The 17,411-nt window shown below is 72.5% G+C and carries 15 protein-coding genes; 8 read left to right on the top strand and 7 right to left on the bottom strand.

The genetic code is table 11. The features are described 5' to 3' along the window. Positions 1 to 77: 77 nt before the first annotated feature. A complete protein-coding gene (locus ACFWU6_RS11190; RefSeq protein ID WP_383980513.1) occupies positions 78 to 1,961 on the bottom strand; it encodes an ABC transporter ATP-binding protein in 1,884 nt (627 codons plus the stop codon). An 85-nt stretch (positions 1,962 to 2,046) separates the two neighbouring features. Between ACFWU6_RS11190 and ACFWU6_RS11185 the strand changes: the two genes are divergently transcribed. The 4 genes from ACFWU6_RS11185 (at position 2,047) to ACFWU6_RS11170 (ending at position 9,209) form a co-directional block, all read left to right on the top strand. Then, positions 2,047 to 2,511 (top strand): MarR family winged helix-turn-helix transcriptional regulator, encoded by a 465-nt coding sequence (locus ACFWU6_RS11185; RefSeq protein WP_383801151.1) that lies wholly within the window; start codon positions 2,047 to 2,049, stop codon positions 2,509 to 2,511. Between the two features lie 35 nt (positions 2,512 to 2,546). Beyond that, entirely contained in the window at positions 2,547 to 5,483 is a 2,937-nt protein-coding gene (locus ACFWU6_RS11180; RefSeq protein ID WP_383980511.1) for an FAD-binding and (Fe-S)-binding domain-containing protein, read from the top strand. Between the two features lie 112 nt (positions 5,484 to 5,595). Then, entirely contained in the window at positions 5,596 to 7,431 is a 1,836-nt protein-coding gene (locus ACFWU6_RS11175; protein ID WP_383980509.1) for an ABC transporter transmembrane domain-containing protein, read from the top strand. Beyond that, positions 7,428 to 9,209, top strand: a complete 1,782-nt coding sequence (locus ACFWU6_RS11170) for an ABC transporter ATP-binding protein (protein ID WP_383980508.1) — start codon at positions 7,428 to 7,430, stop codon at positions 9,207 to 9,209. The genes ACFWU6_RS11175 and ACFWU6_RS11170 overlap by 4 nt, the downstream gene beginning before the upstream one ends. A 77-nt stretch (positions 9,210 to 9,286) precedes the next feature. Here ACFWU6_RS11170 and ACFWU6_RS11165 read toward each other — a convergent pair whose 3' ends face one another. Then, positions 9,287 to 10,078 (bottom strand): metal-dependent hydrolase, encoded by a 792-nt coding sequence (locus ACFWU6_RS11165; RefSeq protein ID WP_383801139.1) that lies wholly within the window; start codon positions 10,076 to 10,078, stop codon positions 9,287 to 9,289. A gap of 144 nt (positions 10,079 to 10,222) precedes the next feature. Between ACFWU6_RS11165 and ACFWU6_RS11160 the strand changes: the two genes are divergently transcribed. From ACFWU6_RS11160 to ACFWU6_RS11150, 3 genes are read left to right on the top strand one after another with little or no spacing between them, the layout of a single operon-like run. After that, positions 10,223 to 12,745 (top strand): DEAD/DEAH box helicase, encoded by a 2,523-nt coding sequence (locus ACFWU6_RS11160; RefSeq protein ID WP_383801136.1) that lies wholly within the window; start codon positions 10,223 to 10,225, stop codon positions 12,743 to 12,745. Between the two features lie 58 nt (positions 12,746 to 12,803). Beyond that, positions 12,804 to 13,748 carry an acyl-CoA thioesterase gene (locus tag ACFWU6_RS11155; protein WP_383801133.1) on the top strand — a complete coding sequence of 315 codons (945 nt, stop codon included), beginning with the start codon at positions 12,804 to 12,806 and terminating at the stop codon, positions 13,746 to 13,748. An 8-nt stretch (positions 13,749 to 13,756) separates the two neighbouring features. Then, a complete protein-coding gene (locus ACFWU6_RS11150) occupies positions 13,757 to 14,158 on the top strand; it encodes a YchJ family protein (RefSeq protein WP_383980506.1) in 402 nt (133 codons plus the stop codon). On the opposite strand, the gene ACFWU6_RS11145 is transcribed toward ACFWU6_RS11150, so the two are convergent. Together ACFWU6_RS11145 and ACFWU6_RS11140 are read right to left on the bottom strand one after the other, a co-directional pair. Beyond that, positions 14,122 to 14,928 carry a DUF6397 family protein gene (locus ACFWU6_RS11145; protein ID WP_383980504.1) on the bottom strand — a complete coding sequence of 269 codons (807 nt, stop codon included), beginning with the start codon at positions 14,926 to 14,928 and terminating at the stop codon, positions 14,122 to 14,124. The two genes, ACFWU6_RS11150 and ACFWU6_RS11145, sit on opposite strands and share 37 nt — an antisense overlap. A gap of 124 nt (positions 14,929 to 15,052) precedes the next feature. Beyond that, on the bottom strand, positions 15,053 to 15,451 hold the full coding sequence (locus tag ACFWU6_RS11140) for a roadblock/LC7 domain-containing protein (protein ID WP_383980503.1): 399 nt from the start codon (positions 15,449 to 15,451) through the stop codon (positions 15,053 to 15,055). Positions 15,452 to 15,557: 106 nt separating this feature from the next. Here ACFWU6_RS11140 and ACFWU6_RS11135 point away from each other — a divergent pair, with 106 nt between their 5' ends. Beyond that, complete coding sequence (locus ACFWU6_RS11135) at positions 15,558 to 15,995, top strand: PPOX class F420-dependent oxidoreductase (protein WP_383801121.1); 438 nt, start codon at positions 15,558 to 15,560, stop codon at positions 15,993 to 15,995. A 21-nt stretch (positions 15,996 to 16,016) separates the two neighbouring features. Here the strand turns inward: ACFWU6_RS11135 and ACFWU6_RS11130 are convergent, their stop codons facing one another. The 3 genes from ACFWU6_RS11130 to ACFWU6_RS11120 form a co-directional block, all read right to left on the bottom strand. Next, positions 16,017 to 16,700 (bottom strand): ATP/GTP-binding protein, encoded by a 684-nt coding sequence (locus tag ACFWU6_RS11130; protein ID WP_383980585.1) that lies wholly within the window; start codon positions 16,698 to 16,700, stop codon positions 16,017 to 16,019. A gap of 8 nt (positions 16,701 to 16,708) precedes the next feature. Continuing rightward, positions 16,709 to 17,035 carry a DUF742 domain-containing protein gene (locus tag ACFWU6_RS11125; protein ID WP_383801206.1) on the bottom strand — a complete coding sequence of 109 codons (327 nt, stop codon included), beginning with the start codon at positions 17,033 to 17,035 and terminating at the stop codon, positions 16,709 to 16,711. 68 nt (positions 17,036 to 17,103) lie between these two features. Next, positions 17,104 to 17,411 (bottom strand): roadblock/LC7 domain-containing protein (locus ACFWU6_RS11120; protein ID WP_383980501.1); only part of this gene is annotated, 308 nt, incomplete at its 5' end.

Below are 17,411 nucleotides of genomic sequence, written 5' to 3'. Positions count from 1 at the left end.
TCTGCACCGTGCGCGCGAGGAGGGCAGCCTGCACGCACACACCGTGCAGGCACCCGGCACGGGCGCCGACCGTACGGTCACACCTTCACCGGGGACAGTTGGACTCCCTGCGCAGCCGCGCGCACCTCTCGGGTCGACTCGGGCGCCAGCGCGGCGTCCCGGTCCCGGCGGACCAGGTCGGCGTACCGTCCTTCCGCCTTCAGCAGCTCCTCGTGCGTCCCCCGCTCGGCTATCCGGCCCGCGTCCAGGACCACGATCTGGTCGGCGTCGCGGACGGTCGAGAGGCGGTGCGCGATGGTGATGGTGGTGCGCCCCGCACTCAGGTGGTCGATGGCCTGCTGCACGGCGTGCTCGGTGCGGGTGTCGAGGGCGCTGGTGGCCTCGTCGAGGATCAGCACCGGAGGGTCGCGCAGGATGGTGCGGGCGATGGCGAGGCGCTGCTTCTCGCCGCCCGAGAACCGGTATCCGCGCTCGCCGACCAGAGTGTCGTACCCGTCGGGCAGGGAGGCGATGTGGTCGTGTATCTGGGCCGCGCGGGCCGCCTCGATGATCTCCTCATCGGTGGCGTCCGGCTTGGCGAAGCGCAGGTTGTCGGCGACCGAGGCGTGGAAGAGGTAGGTCTCCTGGGAGACCACGCCTATGGAACGGGCCAGCGAGTCGAAGTCGAGGTCGCGCACGTCCACCCCGTCGATGGCGACCCGGCCGCCGGTCACGTCGTAGAGCCTCGGCACCAGATAGCTCAGCGTGCTCTTCCCGGAGCCGGTGGCACCGACCACGGCGAGGGAGCCGCCGGCCGGCACGGTGATGTCGATTCCCTGGAGGGTCGGACCGTTCTTGGCGTCGTACGCGAAGTCCACGCCCTCCAGACGGACCTCTCCCGCGGCCCGGTCCAGCCGCACCGCGTCCTCGCGCTCGGTGATGTCCACCGGCAGGTCGAGGTACTCGAAGATGCGGGCGAAGAGGGCGAGGGAGGTCTGGATCTGCACGCCCGTGGACAGCAGGCTCACGGCGGGCCGGAACAGGCCCTGCTGGAGCGTGACGAAGGCGACCAGGGTGCCGACGGAGAGCGAGGGCGCACCCGTCTGGAGCGCGATGCCCGCGGCCCAGTAGATGAGGGCGGGCATGGCGGCCATGACGATCCCGATGGTCGACATCCGCCAGCGTCCGGCCATGCTGGAGCGCACTTCGAGACCCACGAGCTTCTCGGACTCCCGGGAGAAGGAGTCGGTGAGGGAGTCGGAGCGGCCCATCGTGCGGCCGAGCAGGATGCCGCTGACCGACAGCGACTCGGTGACGGTCGCGGCCATCGCCGCCATCTGCTTCTGGCGCTGCAGCGTGATCTTCTTGCGCTCGGTGCCGACCCGGCGGCTGATCCACACGAAGACCGGGAGCAGCAGCAGCGAGACGACCGTGAGGCGCCAGTCGAGCGCGAGCATGGCCACGATGGAGGCGATGACGGCGGTGAGGTTGGAGACGAGCGAGGTCGCGGTCGAGGTGACGGTGGCCTGCATGCCGCCGATGTCGTTGGCGATGCGGGACTGCACCTCGCCGGTGCGGGTCCGGGTGAAGAAGGCCAGCGGCATCCGCTGGAGCTGGGCGTAGACGGCGGTGCGCAGGTCGTGCATGACGCGTTGGCCGACGGTGGTGGATATGTAGGTCTGGAGCACGCCGAAGACGCTCGTGACGACGGCGGTCAGGATCATGCCGAGCGCGAGCAGGCTGAGCAGACCGGTGCGCCCCTGCGGGATCGCGACGTCGAGGATCGCCTTCAGCAGGAACGGCGAGGCGACGCCGACCAGCGAGGAGGCGCCCACCAGCAGGCCGACGACGGCGAGCCGGCCGCGGTAGGGCCGGAAGAGCGAGACGATCCGCCGCAGCTCACGCGGCTGCTCGGCCGGGGCGGGGCGGTCGGGGTCGAGGGATTCTTTCGATGGGGTCCACTTCGGTTCCTCGGGGCGCATGGGCCTCCTTCTGACGAGACTCGAATGAGCATAGCTCATTGTTACCTATACTCACAATGAATCCGGTCCTGATACTGTTCCCAGTATGAGGACACCTTCCGAGAGCGACACCACAGACGGCGTTCTCGCCGAGCAGCTGCTGCGCCTGACCCGTCGGCTCCACCGCATACAGAAGCACCACATGGAGCCGCTCGGGATCACCCCGGCCCAGGGCCGCCTGCTGCGCCTGGTGTCGCACTACGAGGGCGCGCAGCCGCCCAGGATGGCGGACCTCGCCGCCCGCCTGGAGGTCGTCCCCCGGGCCGTCACCACGCTGGTGGACGGCCTGGAGGCCGCCGGGTGCGTGCGCCGCGCCCCCGACCCGGCGAACCGGCGGGTCATACGGATCGAACTGACCGACACCGGCCGCGCCACGCTGCGCCGCCTGCGCAACGCGCGGACGGGGGCCGCGGAGGAGATCCTGGCCCCACTGACCGCTGAGCAGCGCGAGCTGCTCGGAGGCCTGCTGAACACCCTGGCGGACGCTCCGCCGGAGCAGCGCTGCCGATAGGGCCGCGCAGGCCGCCACGAGGCGAGGGATCGCACATGCCGATGCTGGAACCGAAACCGGGAAGCCTGCGCCCGCTCGGCGGCGGCGGCCCCGCGCACGACCGGCTGCCGGAACACCGGGCCGGCGGCACCCCGCAGCCGCTGCGCGCCGAGCTGGAAGACCTGCTGGGGGCGGAGAAGGTCCTGTGGAAGGCCTCCGACCTGGTCCGCTACGCCTCGGACGCCTCTCCCTACCGCTTCGTGCCCCAGGTCGTGGTGGTCGCCGAGGACATCGACGACATCTCCGCGGTCCTCTCCTACGCCCACGGCAGGCAGCGCGAGGTGGTCTTCCGCGCCGCGGGGACGTCGCTCAACGGCCAGGCCCAGGGCGAGGACATCCTCGTGGACGTGCGCCGCCACTGGGCCGGCGTCGAGGTGCTGGACGCGGGCGCGCGCGCCCGGATCCGGCCCGGCACGACCGTCCTGCGGGCCAACGCCGCCCTCGCGCCGTACGGCAGGGTCCTGGGCCCCGACCCGGCGAGCGCCATCGCCTGCACCCTCGGCGGGGTCGTCGCGAACAACGCCTCCGGCATGACGGCGGGGACCACGAGGAACTCGTACCGCACCCTGTCCTCGCTCACCCTCGTCCTGCCCACCGGGACCGTCGTGGACACGGCCGACCCGCTGGCCGGCGAGGAGCTGGCCCGCGCCGAACCGGCCCTGTGCCGCGGGCTGATGGAGATCAAGCGGGAGATCGAGGCGGACCGGGAACTGGTCGCCCGCATCCGCGCCAAGTACGAGATCAAGAACACCACCGGCTACCGTCTGGACGCCTATCTGGACGGCGCCACCCCCGTCGAGATCCTGCGCGGGCTGGCGGTCGGTTCGGAGGGCACCCTCGGCTTCATCTCCGAGGTCGTCTTCGACACCCTTGCGCTGGACCGCTGCCTGAGCACCGGACTGCTCTTCTTCCCCTCCCTGCCGGCAGCGGCGGCCGCCGTACCTCTCTTCAACGCGGCCGGCGCCCTCGCCGTCGAGCTGATGGACGGCAACACCCTGCGCGCCTCCGTCAGCGTCCCGGGCGTGCCCGCCGACTGGGCGGACCTGCCCCGGGAGACGACGGCGCTGCTGGTGGAGTTCCGCGCACCGGACGAGGCCGGTCGCGATGCCTGCGAGCGCCGCGCGGCCGAGGTGCTGACCGGACTGGACCTCGTGGAGCCGGCCGCGTCCGTCACCAACGCCTTCACCCGGGACACCCGCACCGCCAACGGCTACTGGACGGCCCGCAAGGCCTTCGTCACCGCCGTCGGCGGGGCCCGCGCCCCCGGCACCACCCTGATCACCGAGGACTTCGCCGTACCGCCCTCCCGGCTGGCGGAGGCCTGTGAGGCCCTCCTCGAACTCCAGGCGCGGCACGGCTTCGACGCGGCCGTCGCCGGCCACGCGGCCCACGGCAACCTGCACTTCCTGCTGGCCTTCGACGCCGCCGACCCTGCCGACGTCGAGCGGTACGCGGCCTTCATGGACGCCTTCTGCCGGCTCACCGTGGAGCGCTTCGACGGCTCCCTGAAGGCCGAGCACTCCACCGGCCGCAACATGGCGCCCTTCCTGGAGCTGGAATGGGGGCCCCGGGCCACCGAACTGATGTGGCGCACCAAGCGGACGGTGGACCCCGACGGGGTGCTCGCCCCGCGCATCCTCCTCGACCGCGACCCCCGGGCGCACCTGCGGGGGCTGAAGACCATCCCGCGGGTGGAGGCGGTCGCGGACCCCTGCATCGAGTGCGGCTTCTGCGAACCGACCTGCCCCAGCGCGGACCTGACGACCACTCCGCGCCAGCGCATCGTGCTGCGGCGCGAGATGGTGCGCCAGCCGCCCGGCTCCGCCGTGCAGGAGCGCTTGCTCGACGCCTACGGCCACGACGCGGTGGACACCTGCGCCGGCGACTCCACCTGCAAGCTCGCCTGCCCGGTCGGCATCGACACCGGAGCCCTGATGAAGGACTTCCGCCACCGTCGGCACAGCGCCCGCGAGGAGCGCGCCGCCGCGCTCGCCGCACGGCGGTTCGCGGCCGTGGAGAGCGCGGCGCGGCTCGCCGTGGCCGCCGCCGGAAGGATCGGCGACCTGGTAGGGGACGGATTCCTCGCAGCGGTCACGGGAGCCGCGCGCAGGGCCGTACGCCCGGACCTGGTGCCGCAGTGGCCGGTACAGGCCCCCGGCGCCGCGGCCCGGAAGCTGCCCGCCACCACGCGGGAGGGCGCCGCGGCCGTGTACTACCCGGCCTGCGTCAACCGGATCTTCGCCGGGCCCGACGGCCGCTCGGGCCCGTCCCTGCCGGAGGCCGTGGTCGCCGTCTCGGAGCGCGCCGGGAAGCCGGTGTGGATCCCCCGCGACGTGCGCGGAACCTGCTGCGCGACGATCTGGCACTCCAAGGGGTACGACGCCGGCAACCGGGTGATGGCAAACCGGATCGTCGAGGCCGCCTGGGGCTGGACGGCGGGCGGGCGGCTGCCGCTGGTGGTCGACGCCTCCTCCTGCACCCTGGGCATCGCCCGCGAGGTGGTCCCCTACCTGACCGGCGACAACCGGGCCCTGCACGCGGAGCTCACCGTCGTCGACTCCGTCGTCTGGGCGGCGGACGAGCTGCTGCCGCACCTGGAGGTCCGGCGCACCGTCCGGTCCGCAGTGCTCCATCCGACGTGCTCGATGCGGCACTTGGGGGACGAGGAGCAGCTCCGGACGGTGGCCGCGGCCTGCGCCGACGAGGTGGTGGTCCCGTACGACGCCCGCTGCTGCGCCTTCGCCGGCGACCGCGGGATGCTGCACCCGGAGCTGACGGCCTCGGCGACGGTCCGCGAGGCCGCGGAGGTGGCGGCCCGGCCGTACGACGCGCACCTCTCGGCGAACCGCATGTGCGAGGTGGGCATGGAGCGGGCCACCGGACGGAGCTACTACTCGGCCCCGCTCGAACTGGAACACGCCACCCGTCCCTGACCGGGAGAAATCCTCTCAGGCCCCCGTCGGCAGCCGGAAAACCGATTGCCCGGCACCGGCCCGGACAGCGAACCTTGCACGGTTTGGACCACTCGACCATCCATGGGGCGTCATGCAGATCAGCGATCTACCGTATCCGGACCCTGGGGTACCCGACGCCCGCTCCGGCCCCCGCTTCCTGTGGTGGCTGGGGCGCGGTCAACTCGGCGGTCAGGCCAAGAGCCTGTGCTGGGGGCTGCTGCACTTCTCCGGTATCGCCGGACTGCCGTACGCGGTGGGACTGGGCGTCGAGGCGGCCGTCGACCGCGACTCCGGCGGGCTGCTGCGCGTCGGCGGCCTGCTGCTCCTGCTCGGCGCGGCCATCACCGTCGGCGACGTCATGCTGCACCGGACCGCCGTCACGAACTGGATCACCGCGGCCGCCCGCGTGCAGCAGCTGCTGGCGCGCAAGACCGCCGAACTCGGCGCCGCGCTGACCCGGCAGGTCGCCGCCGGCGAGGTGGTCGCGGTGTCCACCGGTGACGTGGAGAAGATCGGCTGGTTCGTCGAGGCCGTCTCCCGTTTCCTCGCCGCGGCGTTCGCCGTCGTCCTGGTCTGTACCGGCCTGCTCTTCTACGCCCCTGCCCTGGGCGTGGTCGTGGCGGTCGGCGTCCCGCTGGTGGCCCTGGCGGTGCTGCCGCTGCTGCCGCGCGCCACCCGGCGCGCCGATCTCCAACGCGAGAAGGCGGGCAGGGCCACCGAGCTCGCCTCCGACACGGTCGCGGGCCTGCGGGTCCTGCGCGGCATCGGCGGCGAGGAGCTGTTCCTCGGCCGCTACCGGGAGGCGTCGCAGGAGGTCCGCACGGCCGCCGTGCGCAGTGCCCGGATGTGGGCGCTGATCGCCGCCGTCCAGGTGCTCCTGCCGGGCGTCCTGCTGATCACCGTCGTCTGGTACGGCGCCGCGCTCGTCCTGGACGGACGCATCGAGGTGGGTGAACTCGTCGCGGCGTTCAGCGCGGTGGCGACGCTCCTCTACCCGCTGCGGCACTTCGAGGAGATCGCCATGGCGTACTCCTTCTCCCGCCCCTCCGCCCAGCGGGCCGCGCGCGTGCTGTCGCTGACGCGGACCGACACGGAACCGGAGGCTGACCTTGCGGACGGCGGTGCGGCGCCGGACGCGCCCGCGCCGGGCGCCGACCTGTACGACCCGGAGACCGGGCTGCTGGTCCCCGCGGGCCGGTTCACCGCCGTGGTGTGCGGGGATCCGGACCTGGCGGGGCGGCTCGCCGAGCGGCTGGGAGGCCACCCGACGGACGCGGCCGGCGGACCCTCGGTACTGCTGGGCGGGGTCGCACTGGACGAACTCGCCCTGGACACGGCGCGCACGCTGGTCCTCGTACAGGACAAGGACCCGGTACTGCTGTCGGGAACCCTGCGCGAGTTGTTCGACGTACCGGCGTCCGGAGCGGTGGAGCCCGCCGCCGCCCTGGAGGCGGCGCAGTGCGCGGACGTGCTCGACGCGCTGCTGCAGTCGGCGCCGGAGGGCGTGCAGGACCCGATGGACGCACGGATCACCGAGCGCGGCCGGTCCCTGTCGGGCGGGCAGCGCCAGCGACTCGCGCTGGCCCGGTCCCTGGTCACCGACCCGGAGGTGCTGGTGATGGACGAGCCGACTTCGGCCGTCGACTCGCACACCGAGGCACGGATCGCGGACGGGACGGCGGCGCTGCGCGCCGGTCGCACCACGGTGGTGCTGTCGTCCTCCCCGCTGCTGCTGGACCGTGCCGACCGGGTGGTGCTGATCCACGAGGGCTCGGTCACCGCGACGGGCACCCACCGCGAACTGCTGCAGGGCGAACCGCTCTACCGGGCAGTGGTCACCCGTGAGACGGAGGAGGAACAGCGGCTCGCGGGGCTTGAACTGACAGAGCTCGAAGAGGCACTCACAGAGATCGAGGAATCCGCATGACGGGCGTGGCGCCGCCGCAGTACGATCCGGCGGCCCCCGAGGCGGCCGCGACCCTGCCCGTGGGCACGTCGGCGACCGTACGGGGCTATGTGCGCGGCCTGTTCCGACGGCACCGGCGGGCCTTCGTGGCGCTGGTGAGCGTCAACGCGGTCGCCGTGGTGGCTTCCATGGTCGGCCCGTACCTGCTGGGCCGGGTCGTGGACCAGCTGACGGCGGGGGCGCGCGATCTCCATCTGGGTCGGGTCGCGCTGCTGTTCGCGGTGGCGCTCGTCGTCCAGACCGTCTTCGTGCGGCTGGTCCGGCTGCGCGGGGCGATGCTGGGTGAGGAGATGCTGGCCGATCTGCGGGAGGACTTCCTGGTCCGCTCGGTCGGCCTGCCTCCGGGCGTGCTGGAGCGGGCGGGCACCGGTGACCTGCTGTCGCGGATCACCACCGACATCGACCGGCTGGCCAACGCCATGCGCGAGGCCGTGCCGCAGCTGTCCATCGGCGTGGTGTGGGCGGGGCTGCTCTACGGGGCGCTCGCGGTCACCGCGCCGCCGCTGGCGCTGGCCGCGCTCGTGGCACTGCCGGTGCTGGTCCTCGGCTGCCGCTGGTACTTCCGGCGGGCGCCCTCCGCGTACCGCTCGGAAGCGGCTGGGTACGCGGCGGTCTCGGCGGTGCTCACCGAGACGGTGGACGCGGGCCGCACGGTCGAGGCGCACCGCCTCGGGCGGGACCGCATCGCGCTGTCGGAGCGGCGGATCAAGGAGTGGACGGCGTGGGAGCGGTACACGCTGTTCCTGCGGACGGTCCTCTTCCCCGTCGTCAACGTCACCTTCATGACGATCCTCGGCTCGGTGCTGCTCATCGGCGGCTTCTGCGTGCTGCAGGGCTGGATGTCGGTGGGGCAGATGACCACGGGCGCGCTGCTGGCGCAGATGATGGTCGACCCGATCGGCCTGATCCTGCGCTGGTACGACGAGCTGCAAATCGCTCAGGTGTCCTTGGCCCGGCTGGTGGGCGTACGGGAGATCGAGCCGGAGGCGGGGGACGCGACCGTCTCCCCCGAGGGCCGGGCCGTTCGCGCGGACGACGTGCACTTCGGCTACCGGGAGGGCGTGGACGTCCTGCACCAGGTGTCGATGTCGGTGCCGCCGGGGACCCGGATGGCGCTGGTCGGGCCGTCGGGCGCGGGCAAGTCCACCCTGGGCCGGCTGCTGGCCGGCATCTACGCGCCCCGGACCGGCGAGGTCACCCTCGGCGGGGCGAGGCTGTCGCGGATGCCGGCGGAGCGGGTGCGCGAGCACGTGGCCCTGGTCAACCAGGAGCACCACGTGTTCGTGGGCTCGCTGCGGGACAACCTGCGCCTCGCGCGTACGGGAGCCGGGGACGCGGAGTTGTGGTCGGCGCTGGGCGCGGTCGACGCGGAGGGCTGGGCGCGGGCCCTGGAAGCCGGCCTGGACACCGAGGTGGGCTCCGGCGGCACGGCGCTGACCCCGGCGCAGGCCCAGCAGGTGGCGCTGGCCCGGCTGGTGCTCGCCGATCCGCACACGCTGGTGCTGGACGAGGCCACCTCCCTGCTGGACCCGCGCGCCGCACGGCACTTGGAGCGCTCGCTGGCACGGGTGCTGGACGGCCGTACGGTCATCGCGATCGCCCACCGGCTGCACACCGCGCACGACGCGGACGTGATCGCGGTGGTCGAGGGCGGCCGGATCAGCGAGCTCGGCTCGCACGACGAGCTGGTCGCGGCCGACGGCGCCTACGCGTCCCTGTGGCGCTCCTGGCACGGCTGACCCGACAGGCGCGGCCCCGTACGGGGTTCCGGCCCCCGCCGTTGCGGGGGCCGGAACCCCGTACGCGCTGCGAGGGGTCAGATGAACCCGAGGGCGGAGGCTCCGCCGACGCCGCCGAGGAGCACGAACACCGGCATGAGGACCTTGAGCTCCACCCAGCTTCCCGCGCGGAACCGCATCATCTTCGGCGGGCCCAGCGGGTACCAGCGCTTGCCTGCGATCGGGAGCGGCCACAGCACGGGGCAGCCGGAGACGGTCAGGGCGTCGCCGATGTCGTGCACCAGGGCGCCCAGCATGATCGGCAGGCCGAGCCAGAGGTACTCCTGGCCGGGTGCCTCGAACAGCCAGCCGGCGCCGTTGCCGGGCTGGTCGAGGACGCCCGCCAGAATCCAGGCACTGGTGGCGCCCAGCAGCCAGACGAGGATGTCGCTGGACATCCGGGCGGCCCGCCAGAGGAGGCCTTCGACGGCCAGCACGAGGTGGACGAAGAGGAGGGCCAGCACGCCCCACCGCTCGGTGGTGACGGCGAGCGCGGAGGCGCCCACGCCGATCAGGACCGCCCAGAGCCAGGTGTGCGTCAGGGTGCGGTGGCCGCCCGTGCGGCGGGCGTCCCGCGGTGAGCGGGTGGCCTTGTAGACACCGTAGGAGATCTTGTCGACCACCTCGCACAGGACGCGGGAGAGCGGGCCGAAGGCGCGTGAGATCGTCGCCGACTTGTGGTCCAGGTCGGGGGCGAGGGCCGCTCCCGCGCAGATGAGCGCCCCGACGACCAGCACCGGCCAGGGCATGGGACGGCCGGCGGCTGCCGTCGCCGCGCCCACCCCCAGCCAGGCTGCCGCGCCGGACAATGAGTGCGCCGGACCCATCATGGTCGTTCCCGCCCCGGTGGTGTGCTGGTCGGGCCCTGCCGAGGGATTCGTTCGGGCCGCATCGACGGCACAGCGTACCGTCGATGATCTTCGTCCCGGCCGCCGGTTCTCTCATCCGGCACGAAGCCAGGCAAGATGGGGGGTGTGACCCTCATTGATCAGCTCCCGCCGAACGCCGACCCCGACGCCCTCTTCGAGGCTTTCTCCTCGTGGGCCGAGGATCAGGGCATCACCCTGTACCCGGCGCAGGAGGAGGCGCTGATCGAGGTCGTCTCCGGCGCGAACGTGATCCTGTCCACCCCGACCGGCTCCGGCAAGAGCCTGGTGGCCGCGGGCGCGCACTTCACCGCGCTGGCCCAGGACAAGGTCACCTTCTACACGGCCCCCATCAAGGCGCTGGTGTCGGAGAAGTTCTTCGACCTGTGCAAGCTCTTCGGCACCGAGAACGTCGGCATGCTGACCGGCGACGCCTCCGTGAACGCGGACGCCCCGGTGATCTGCTGCACCGCCGAGGTACTGGCCTCCATCGCCCTGCGCGACGGCAGGCACGCCGACATCGGCCAGGTCGTGATGGACGAGTTCCACTTCTACGCCGAGCCGGACCGGGGCTGGGCCTGGCAGATCCCCCTGCTGGAGCTGCCGCAGGCGCAGTTCATCCTGATGTCGGCGACGCTCGGCGACATGAAGCGCTTCGAGGAGGACCTGACCCGGCGCACCGGGCGGCCGACCTCGATGGTCCGCTCCGCGAATCGGCCCGTCCCGCTCTCGTACGAATACGTCACCACGCCGATCACGGACACGATCACCGAGCTGCTGGAGACGCGGCAGGCCCCCGTCTACATCGTGCACTTCACCCAGGCCCAGGCGGTGGAGCGGGCGCAGTCCCTCATGAGCATCAACATGTGCACCCGTGAGGAGAAGGACAAGATCGCCGATCTCATCGGCAACTTCCGCTTCACCACCAAGTTCGGACAGAACCTCTCGCGCTACGTCCGGCACGGCATCGGCGTCCACCACGCCGGCATGCTGCCCAAGTACCGGCGCCTGGTGGAGAAGCTCGCGCAGGCCGGCCTGCTGAAGGTCATCTGCGGTACCGACACCCTCGGCGTCGGCGTCAACGTCCCGATCCGCACGGTGCTCTTCACCGCGCTCACCAAGTACGACGGCAACCGTGTCCGCACCCTGCGGGCCCGGGAGTTCCACCAGATCGCGGGCCGGGCGGGCCGGGCCGGCTTCGACACCGCGGGCTATGTGGTGGCCCAGGCGCCCGAGCACGTCATCGAGAACGAGAAGGCCCTCGCCAAGGCGGGCGACGACCCGAAGAAGCGCCGCAAGGTGGTCCGCAAGAAGGCACCCGAGGGCTTCGTCGCCTGGTCGGACACCACCTTCGAGAAGCTCATCGCCGCGGACCCGGAGCCGCTGACCTCGCGCTTCAAGGTCACCAACATCATGCTGCTGTCGGTGATCGCCCGCCCCGGCGACGCCTTCCGGGCGATGCGCCACCTCCTCGAGGACAACCACGAGCCGCGCAAGGCGCAGTTGCGGCACATCCGCCGGGCCATCGCGATCTACCGCTCGCTGCTGGACGGCGGGGTCGTCGAGAAGCTGGACACCCCGGACGCGGAGGGCCGCACCATCCGGCTCACCGTCGACCTCCAGCAGGACTTCGCACTCAACCAGCCGCTGTCCACCTTCGCGCTGGCCTCCTTCGACCTGCTGGACCCGGAGTCCCCGTCCTACGCCCTGGACATGGTGTCCGTCGTCGAGTCGACGCTGGACGACCCGCGGCAGATCCTGGCGGCCCAGCAGAACAAGGAACGCGGCATCGCGATCGGCCAGATGAAGGCCGACGGGATGGAGTACGAGGAGCGGATGGAGCGTCTGCAGGACGTCACCTATCCCAAGCCGCTCGAAGAGCTGCTCCTGCACGCCTACGACGTGTACGCCAAGAGCCACCCGTGGGTGCGCGACCACCCGGTCTCCCCCAAGTCGATCATCCGCGACATGTACGAGCGCGCGATGACCTTCACCGAGTTCACCGCCTACTACGAGCTGGCCCGCACCGAGGGCATCGTGCTGCGCTACCTGGCCGGCGCGTACAAGGCGCTGGACCACACCATCCCCGACGACCTGAAGTCCGAGGACCTCCAGGACCTGATCGCCTGGCTCGGCGAGCTGGTCCGCCAGGTGGACTCCAGCCTGTTGGACGAGTGGGAGCAGCTGGCGAACCCCGAGGTGGAGACGGCGGAGCAGGCCCAGGAGAAGGCGGACCAGGTCAAGCCGGTCACCGCCAACGCGCGGGCCTTCCGCGTCCTGGTCCGCAACGCCATGTTCCGCCGGGTGGAGCTGGCCGCTCTCGACCACGTCAACGTGCTGGGCGAGCTGGATGCCGAGTCCGGCTGGGACGCCGACGCCTGGGGCGAGGCCATGGACGGGTACTGGGACGAGTACGACGACCTGGGCACCGGCCCCGACGCGCGCGGCCCCAAGCTCCTGCAGATCGAGGAGGACGCGGCGCACGGACTGTGGCGCGTCCGCCAGACCTTCGCCGACCCCAACGGCGACCATGGCTGGGGCATCAGTGCCGAGGTCGACCTCGCCGCCTCCGACGAGGAGGGCCGGGCGGTCATCCGGCTCACCTCCGTCGGCGAGCTCGGCGCTCTCTGACCCACCCCCGAAACCCGCCGGACGCACCGGACCCGGACCCGACAGTGGAGAACCTCTGATGACGAACCCCGCCGAGAGACTGGTCGATCTGCTCGACCTGGAGCAGATCGAGGTCAACATCTTCCGGGGCGCCAGCCCGCAGGAGTCCCTCCAGCGGGTCTTCGGCGGCCAGGTCGCCGGCCAGGCGCTGGTGGCGGCGGGCCGCACCACCGAGAGCGACCGCCCGGTCCACTCGCTCCACGCGTACTTCCTGCGGCCGGGCATTCCCGGGGTGCCGATCGTGTACCAGGTGGAGCGGGTGCGCGACGGGCGGTCCTTCACCACGCGCCGGGTCACCGCGGTCCAACAGGGCAAGACCATCTTCAATCTCACCGCCTCCTTCCATCATCCGGAGGAGGGGAGCATCGAGCACCAGCTCCCTCCCCGCCTCGACTTCCCCCACCCGGACACGCTCCCGACGGTCGCGGACGAGATCCGCGAGCACCTGGGTGCGCTGCCCGAGGCGCTGGAGCGGATGGCCCGCCGCCAGCCCTTCGACATCCGGTACGTGGACCGGCTCCGCTGGACTCCCGAGGAGCTCAAGGACGCCGATCCCCGCAGCGCGGTGTGGATGCGCGCGGTCGGCCCCCTCGGCGACGACCCGCTCGTGCACACCTGTGCCCTCACCTACGCCAGTGACATGACCCTCCTCGACGCCGTGCGCATCCCGGTCGAGCCCCTCTGGGGGATGCGCGGTTTCGACATGGCGAGCCTCGACCACGCCATGTGGTTCCACCGTCCGTTCCGGGCGGACGAGTGGTTCCTGTACGACCAGGAGGCGCCCATCGCGCACGGCGGCCGGGGTCTGGCCCGCGGCCGCATCTACGACCTGGAGGGCAGACTGCTGGTCTCCGTGGTCCAGGAGGGCCTCTTCCGCCCGTATCCGGCGAAGCCGGCCCGGCCCTCCGCACCCTCCTCGACCACCGCGGCCACCGCGGCCGTCGAGCCCCCTCCCGAGAACTGAGCCCCCGCATGACCACGTCCTCCCTCCCCTGTCCCTGCGGGCTGCCCGCCGCCTACCCGGACTGCTGCGGACGCTTCCACACCGGTGGCCGGCCGGCCCCCACCGCGGAGGCGCTGATGCGCTCCCGGTTCAGCGCGTTCGCCGTCGGCGACACCGCCTACCTGCTGCGCTCCTGGCACTCCTCGACGCGGCCCGACCGGCTCGACCTCGAACCCGGACAGCGCTGGGAGCGCCTGGAGGTCCTCGCCACCGAGCGCGGCGGGATGTTCGAGACCGAGGGCTCGGTGGAGTTCCGGGCGCACTACCGGGAGGGCGGGCATGCCGGCTCGCTGCACGAGCACAGTGACTTCTCCCGCGAGGACGGCTCCTGGGTCTACGTGGGCCCCCGCTCCCCCGTCGAGTTCGACTGACCCCTCGCTTCGGCCAGGGCGGACCCCAGGCCGCAGCGGTACCAGTCGATCTCGTCCCGCGGGCCGGCCTTCAGCAGCGCCGCCGCCACGGCCGCGGCGGCCGGGGCCTGCGGGTGCCCGTACGGCGGGGGCGGGGCGAGCGCGGTCAGCACCGTCCGCTCCGCCGGGTCCGGCACGGCCTCCACCTCGTCCTCCGGGAGTACGGAAGCCAGCACCGCGGCCCGCTCCCAGGGGTCCGCGGTCCGTCTCAGCAGCAGCCCGACGTGCCGGCCGCGCCACCTGCGTGGCCGCAGGTCCGCCCTGGCCTCCATCAGCTCCCGGTCCGCGGCGGGTGCGGCGCCGCGCAGCATCCCCGGCTCCCGGGCGGCGAACTCCCTCAGCTCCGCCGCCAGATAGAGCCACACCACGGCCCGGTACCGGTTGATCCGGTACCCGACCGGGACGAGGTGTCCGCAGCGCGCGAGCCGGGTGAACCGGCTCGGGCCCACGCCCAGGACCGCCGCCGCGGCCTCCGCGCCCGCCGCGGTCTCCAGCCGGTCGCGCAGCGCGTCCGGCGGCCCCCCGTCCGCACGGACCCGGTCCAGCTCGGCGCGGGCGTAGCGCGCGGAGCCGCCCGCCCCCGGCGGGCCCGCCCGCACGATCCCCAACTGGACGGCCCGGGCGAACTCGCTCCGGCTCAGTCCCAGCTCCCCCGCGGCCTGCACGCCGCCCACCAGCTCCTGCGCATCCACGCCCACACCGGCGCACAGCGCGGTCCCCATCGGCACCATCACGGTCCTCCCCCACGAGCAACGATTACTCTGTGTGAAGACCGTAACCCAGCGCGACGACAGCACGCCGAGAGCGTGCGATGCCTGTGGACAACTCCCCGGGCGCTCGGCCCGCGGCGCGGGATCAGCCGCCGGTGATCCGCCGCTCCGCGACGCCCAGGTGTTCTCCGACCCGGTTGACCAGCAGCGTCATCTCGTACGCGACCTGCCCGATGTCCGCCTCGGCGGCGCTCAGCACGCACAGGCAGCTGCCCGCACCCGCCGCCATGACGAACAGGACGCCCTCGTCGAACTCGACCATCGTCTGCCGGACCTCACCCGCCCGGAAGTGCCGTCCCGAACCCTTCGCCAGGCTCTGCAGACCGGCCGCGACGGCGGCCAAGTGCTCCGCGTCCTCCCCGGCCAGCCCCGCGCTCGCGCCCGTCACCAGACCGTCGTTGGACAGCACCACCGCGTGCCGCACCTGCTGGACCCTGCGCGTCAGGTCGTCCAGCAGCCAGTCGAGCTGCTTGTCCAGTGCCATGTCGAGCCCCTCCCCCCGGGCGCCGCCGACCTGGCCGCACCCCGCCCCGCGTGGTCGTGCCGCCAGCCTTCCCCACCAGCCCCTTTCCGGCAAGGAGGATGTCCCCATGGCGAAGAAGATGACTCAAGAGGAATGGCGGGCATTCGTCTCCCATTCCACCCGTACGGGAAAGCTGTCCACCGTCCGCGAGGACGGCAGTCCGCACATCGCGCCCGTCTGGTTCGTGCTCGACGGCGATTCCTTCGTGTTCAACACCGGGAAGGACACGGTCAAGGGGCGGAACCTCGTCCGGGACGGCCGGGTCGCGCTCTGCGTCGACGACGACCGGCCGCCGTTCGCCTACGTCGTGCTCCAAGGCCGCGCGGAGGTCGCCGAGTACGCCGACGGCCAGGACGCCATGCTCACCTGGGCGACCAGGATCGCCGCCCGCTACATGGGCGAGGAGCGGGCCGAGGCCTTCGGTCGCCGCAACGCCGTCCCGGGCGAGCTCCTCGTCCGGGTCACGATCGACAAGGTGATCGCCACCGCCGGAGTCGCGGACTGACCCGGGCGCCCGCAGGCCGGCTCACGCCGGGCCGGCCTGCGGCCCCACGGAGTCCAGCAGCCGCGCGGTGTGCACCCGCCCCGCGTACTCGACCAGCCTGATCAGCACTTCCTTCCCCGAATCCTTGTCCCGCGCGTCGCACAACAGCACCGGCGTGCCCTGTTCCAGGTCCAGTGCCCGGGACACGTCGTGGGCCCCGTAGCGGCGCGCGTCCGTGAAGCAGTTGACGGCCACCACGAAGGGGATGCGACGGTGCTCGAAGTAGTCCACCGCCGGAAAGGAGTCCTCCAGCCTGCGCGTGTCGGCGAGCACCACCGCGCCGAGCGCGCCCTGCGACAAGTCGTCCCACAGGAACCAGAAGCGGTCCTGCCCGGGCGTCCCGAACAGGTACAGCGAGAGCCCGGACCGGATGGTGATCCGCCCGAAGTCCATGGCCACGGTCGTGGTGGTCTTCCTCTCCACCCCTCCCGTGTCGTCGACCCGCTCACCGGCCTCGCTGAGCTGCTCCTCCGTCCGCAGCGGCCGGATCTCGCTGACCGCACCCACGAGCGTGGTCTTGCCGACCCCGAACCCGCCGGCCACCAGGATCTTCAGCGCGAGGGCGGCGAACTCGCCGTCGTCCTGCGGGTCGGGTTCAGGGGCCCGTCCGCCGCATCCTTCGTCGTGTCGTCCCGGTCCCCGTCCCGGCCCCGGTCCCAGTCCCAGTCCCACCATCACAGCGCTCGCAATCCCTCGATGACTTCACGCAGAATCCGCTCGTCCGGCAGCCGGGCGGGCGGCACGGGCCTGCTGACCTTGACGTGACCGCCCTCCAACAGGTCGCCGAGGAGCACCCGCACCACCCCCACGGGCAGATCCGCGTCGGCGGCGAGCTCCGCCACCGACTGCGTCTCGGACCGGCACAGGCCGAGCAGCGCCCGGTGTTCGGGGCCGAGCAGCGCCTCGGAATCCGCGTCGGTGCCCTCCGGGTCCACGACGACCAGTGCGATCAGGTCGAAGCGGACCCCGTGCGGTCCCGGCTTCGTACGCCCGCCGGTCATGGCGTACGGGCGGACGAGCGGACCGGCGTCGGCGTCGTACCACTGGCCGTTCACGTCCAGGACCGCCCTCAGCCGGCGGACGGCGGGCGGGCCGCGAACCGGGACGGGGTGTAGAGGTGCTCTCCGACCTGCTTGACCAGCCGGGCCATCTCGTAGGCGATGAGCCCGAGGTCGGCGCCCGCGCCGCTGAGCACGGCCAGGCACGAGCCGTCCCCCGCCGCCGCCACGACGAGGAGCCCCCCGTCCATCTCCACCATCGTCTGGCGCACGCCTCCGGCGTGGAAGTGCCGGCCCGCGCCCTTGGCCAGGCTGTGGAAGCCGGAGGCCACGGCGGCCAGGTGCTCGGCGTCCTCGCGGTTCAGGGCGCTGGAGGCGC

It is taken from the genome of Streptomyces sp. NPDC058674, assembly GCF_042716505.1.
Taxonomy (GTDB): Bacteria; Actinomycetota; Actinomycetes; order Streptomycetales; family Streptomycetaceae; genus Streptomyces.
The sequence above is the reverse complement of the archived record's forward strand: the minus strand, read 5'-3'. Positions and strand labels throughout refer to the sequence as shown.

Coding starts and splice junctions, on each gene's coding strand:
- ACFWU6_RS11190 (WP_383980513.1), bottom strand. CDS start 1,961: ATGCGCCCCGAGGAACCGAAGTGGACCCCATCGAAAGAATCCCTCGAC.
- ACFWU6_RS11185 (WP_383801151.1), top strand. CDS start 2,047: ATGAGGACACCTTCCGAGAGCGACACCACAGACGGCGTTCTCGCCGAG.
- ACFWU6_RS11180 (WP_383980511.1), top strand. CDS start 2,547: ATGCCGATGCTGGAACCGAAACCGGGAAGCCTGCGCCCGCTCGGCGGC.
- ACFWU6_RS11175 (WP_383980509.1), top strand. CDS start 5,596: ATGCAGATCAGCGATCTACCGTATCCGGACCCTGGGGTACCCGACGCC.
- ACFWU6_RS11170 (WP_383980508.1), top strand. CDS start 7,428: ATGACGGGCGTGGCGCCGCCGCAGTACGATCCGGCGGCCCCCGAGGCG.
- ACFWU6_RS11165 (WP_383801139.1), bottom strand. CDS start 10,078: ATGATGGGTCCGGCGCACTCATTGTCCGGCGCGGCAGCCTGGCTGGGG.
- ACFWU6_RS11155 (WP_383801133.1), top strand. CDS start 12,804: ATGACGAACCCCGCCGAGAGACTGGTCGATCTGCTCGACCTGGAGCAG.
- ACFWU6_RS11150 (WP_383980506.1), top strand. CDS start 13,757: ATGACCACGTCCTCCCTCCCCTGTCCCTGCGGGCTGCCCGCCGCCTAC.
- ACFWU6_RS11145 (WP_383980504.1), bottom strand. CDS start 14,928: ATGGTGCCGATGGGGACCGCGCTGTGCGCCGGTGTGGGCGTGGATGCG.
- ACFWU6_RS11140 (WP_383980503.1), bottom strand. CDS start 15,451: ATGGCACTGGACAAGCAGCTCGACTGGCTGCTGGACGACCTGACGCGC.
- ACFWU6_RS11135 (WP_383801121.1), top strand. CDS start 15,558: ATGGCGAAGAAGATGACTCAAGAGGAATGGCGGGCATTCGTCTCCCAT.
- ACFWU6_RS11125 (WP_383801206.1), bottom strand. CDS start 17,035: ATGACCGGCGGGCGTACGAAGCCGGGACCGCACGGGGTCCGCTTCGAC.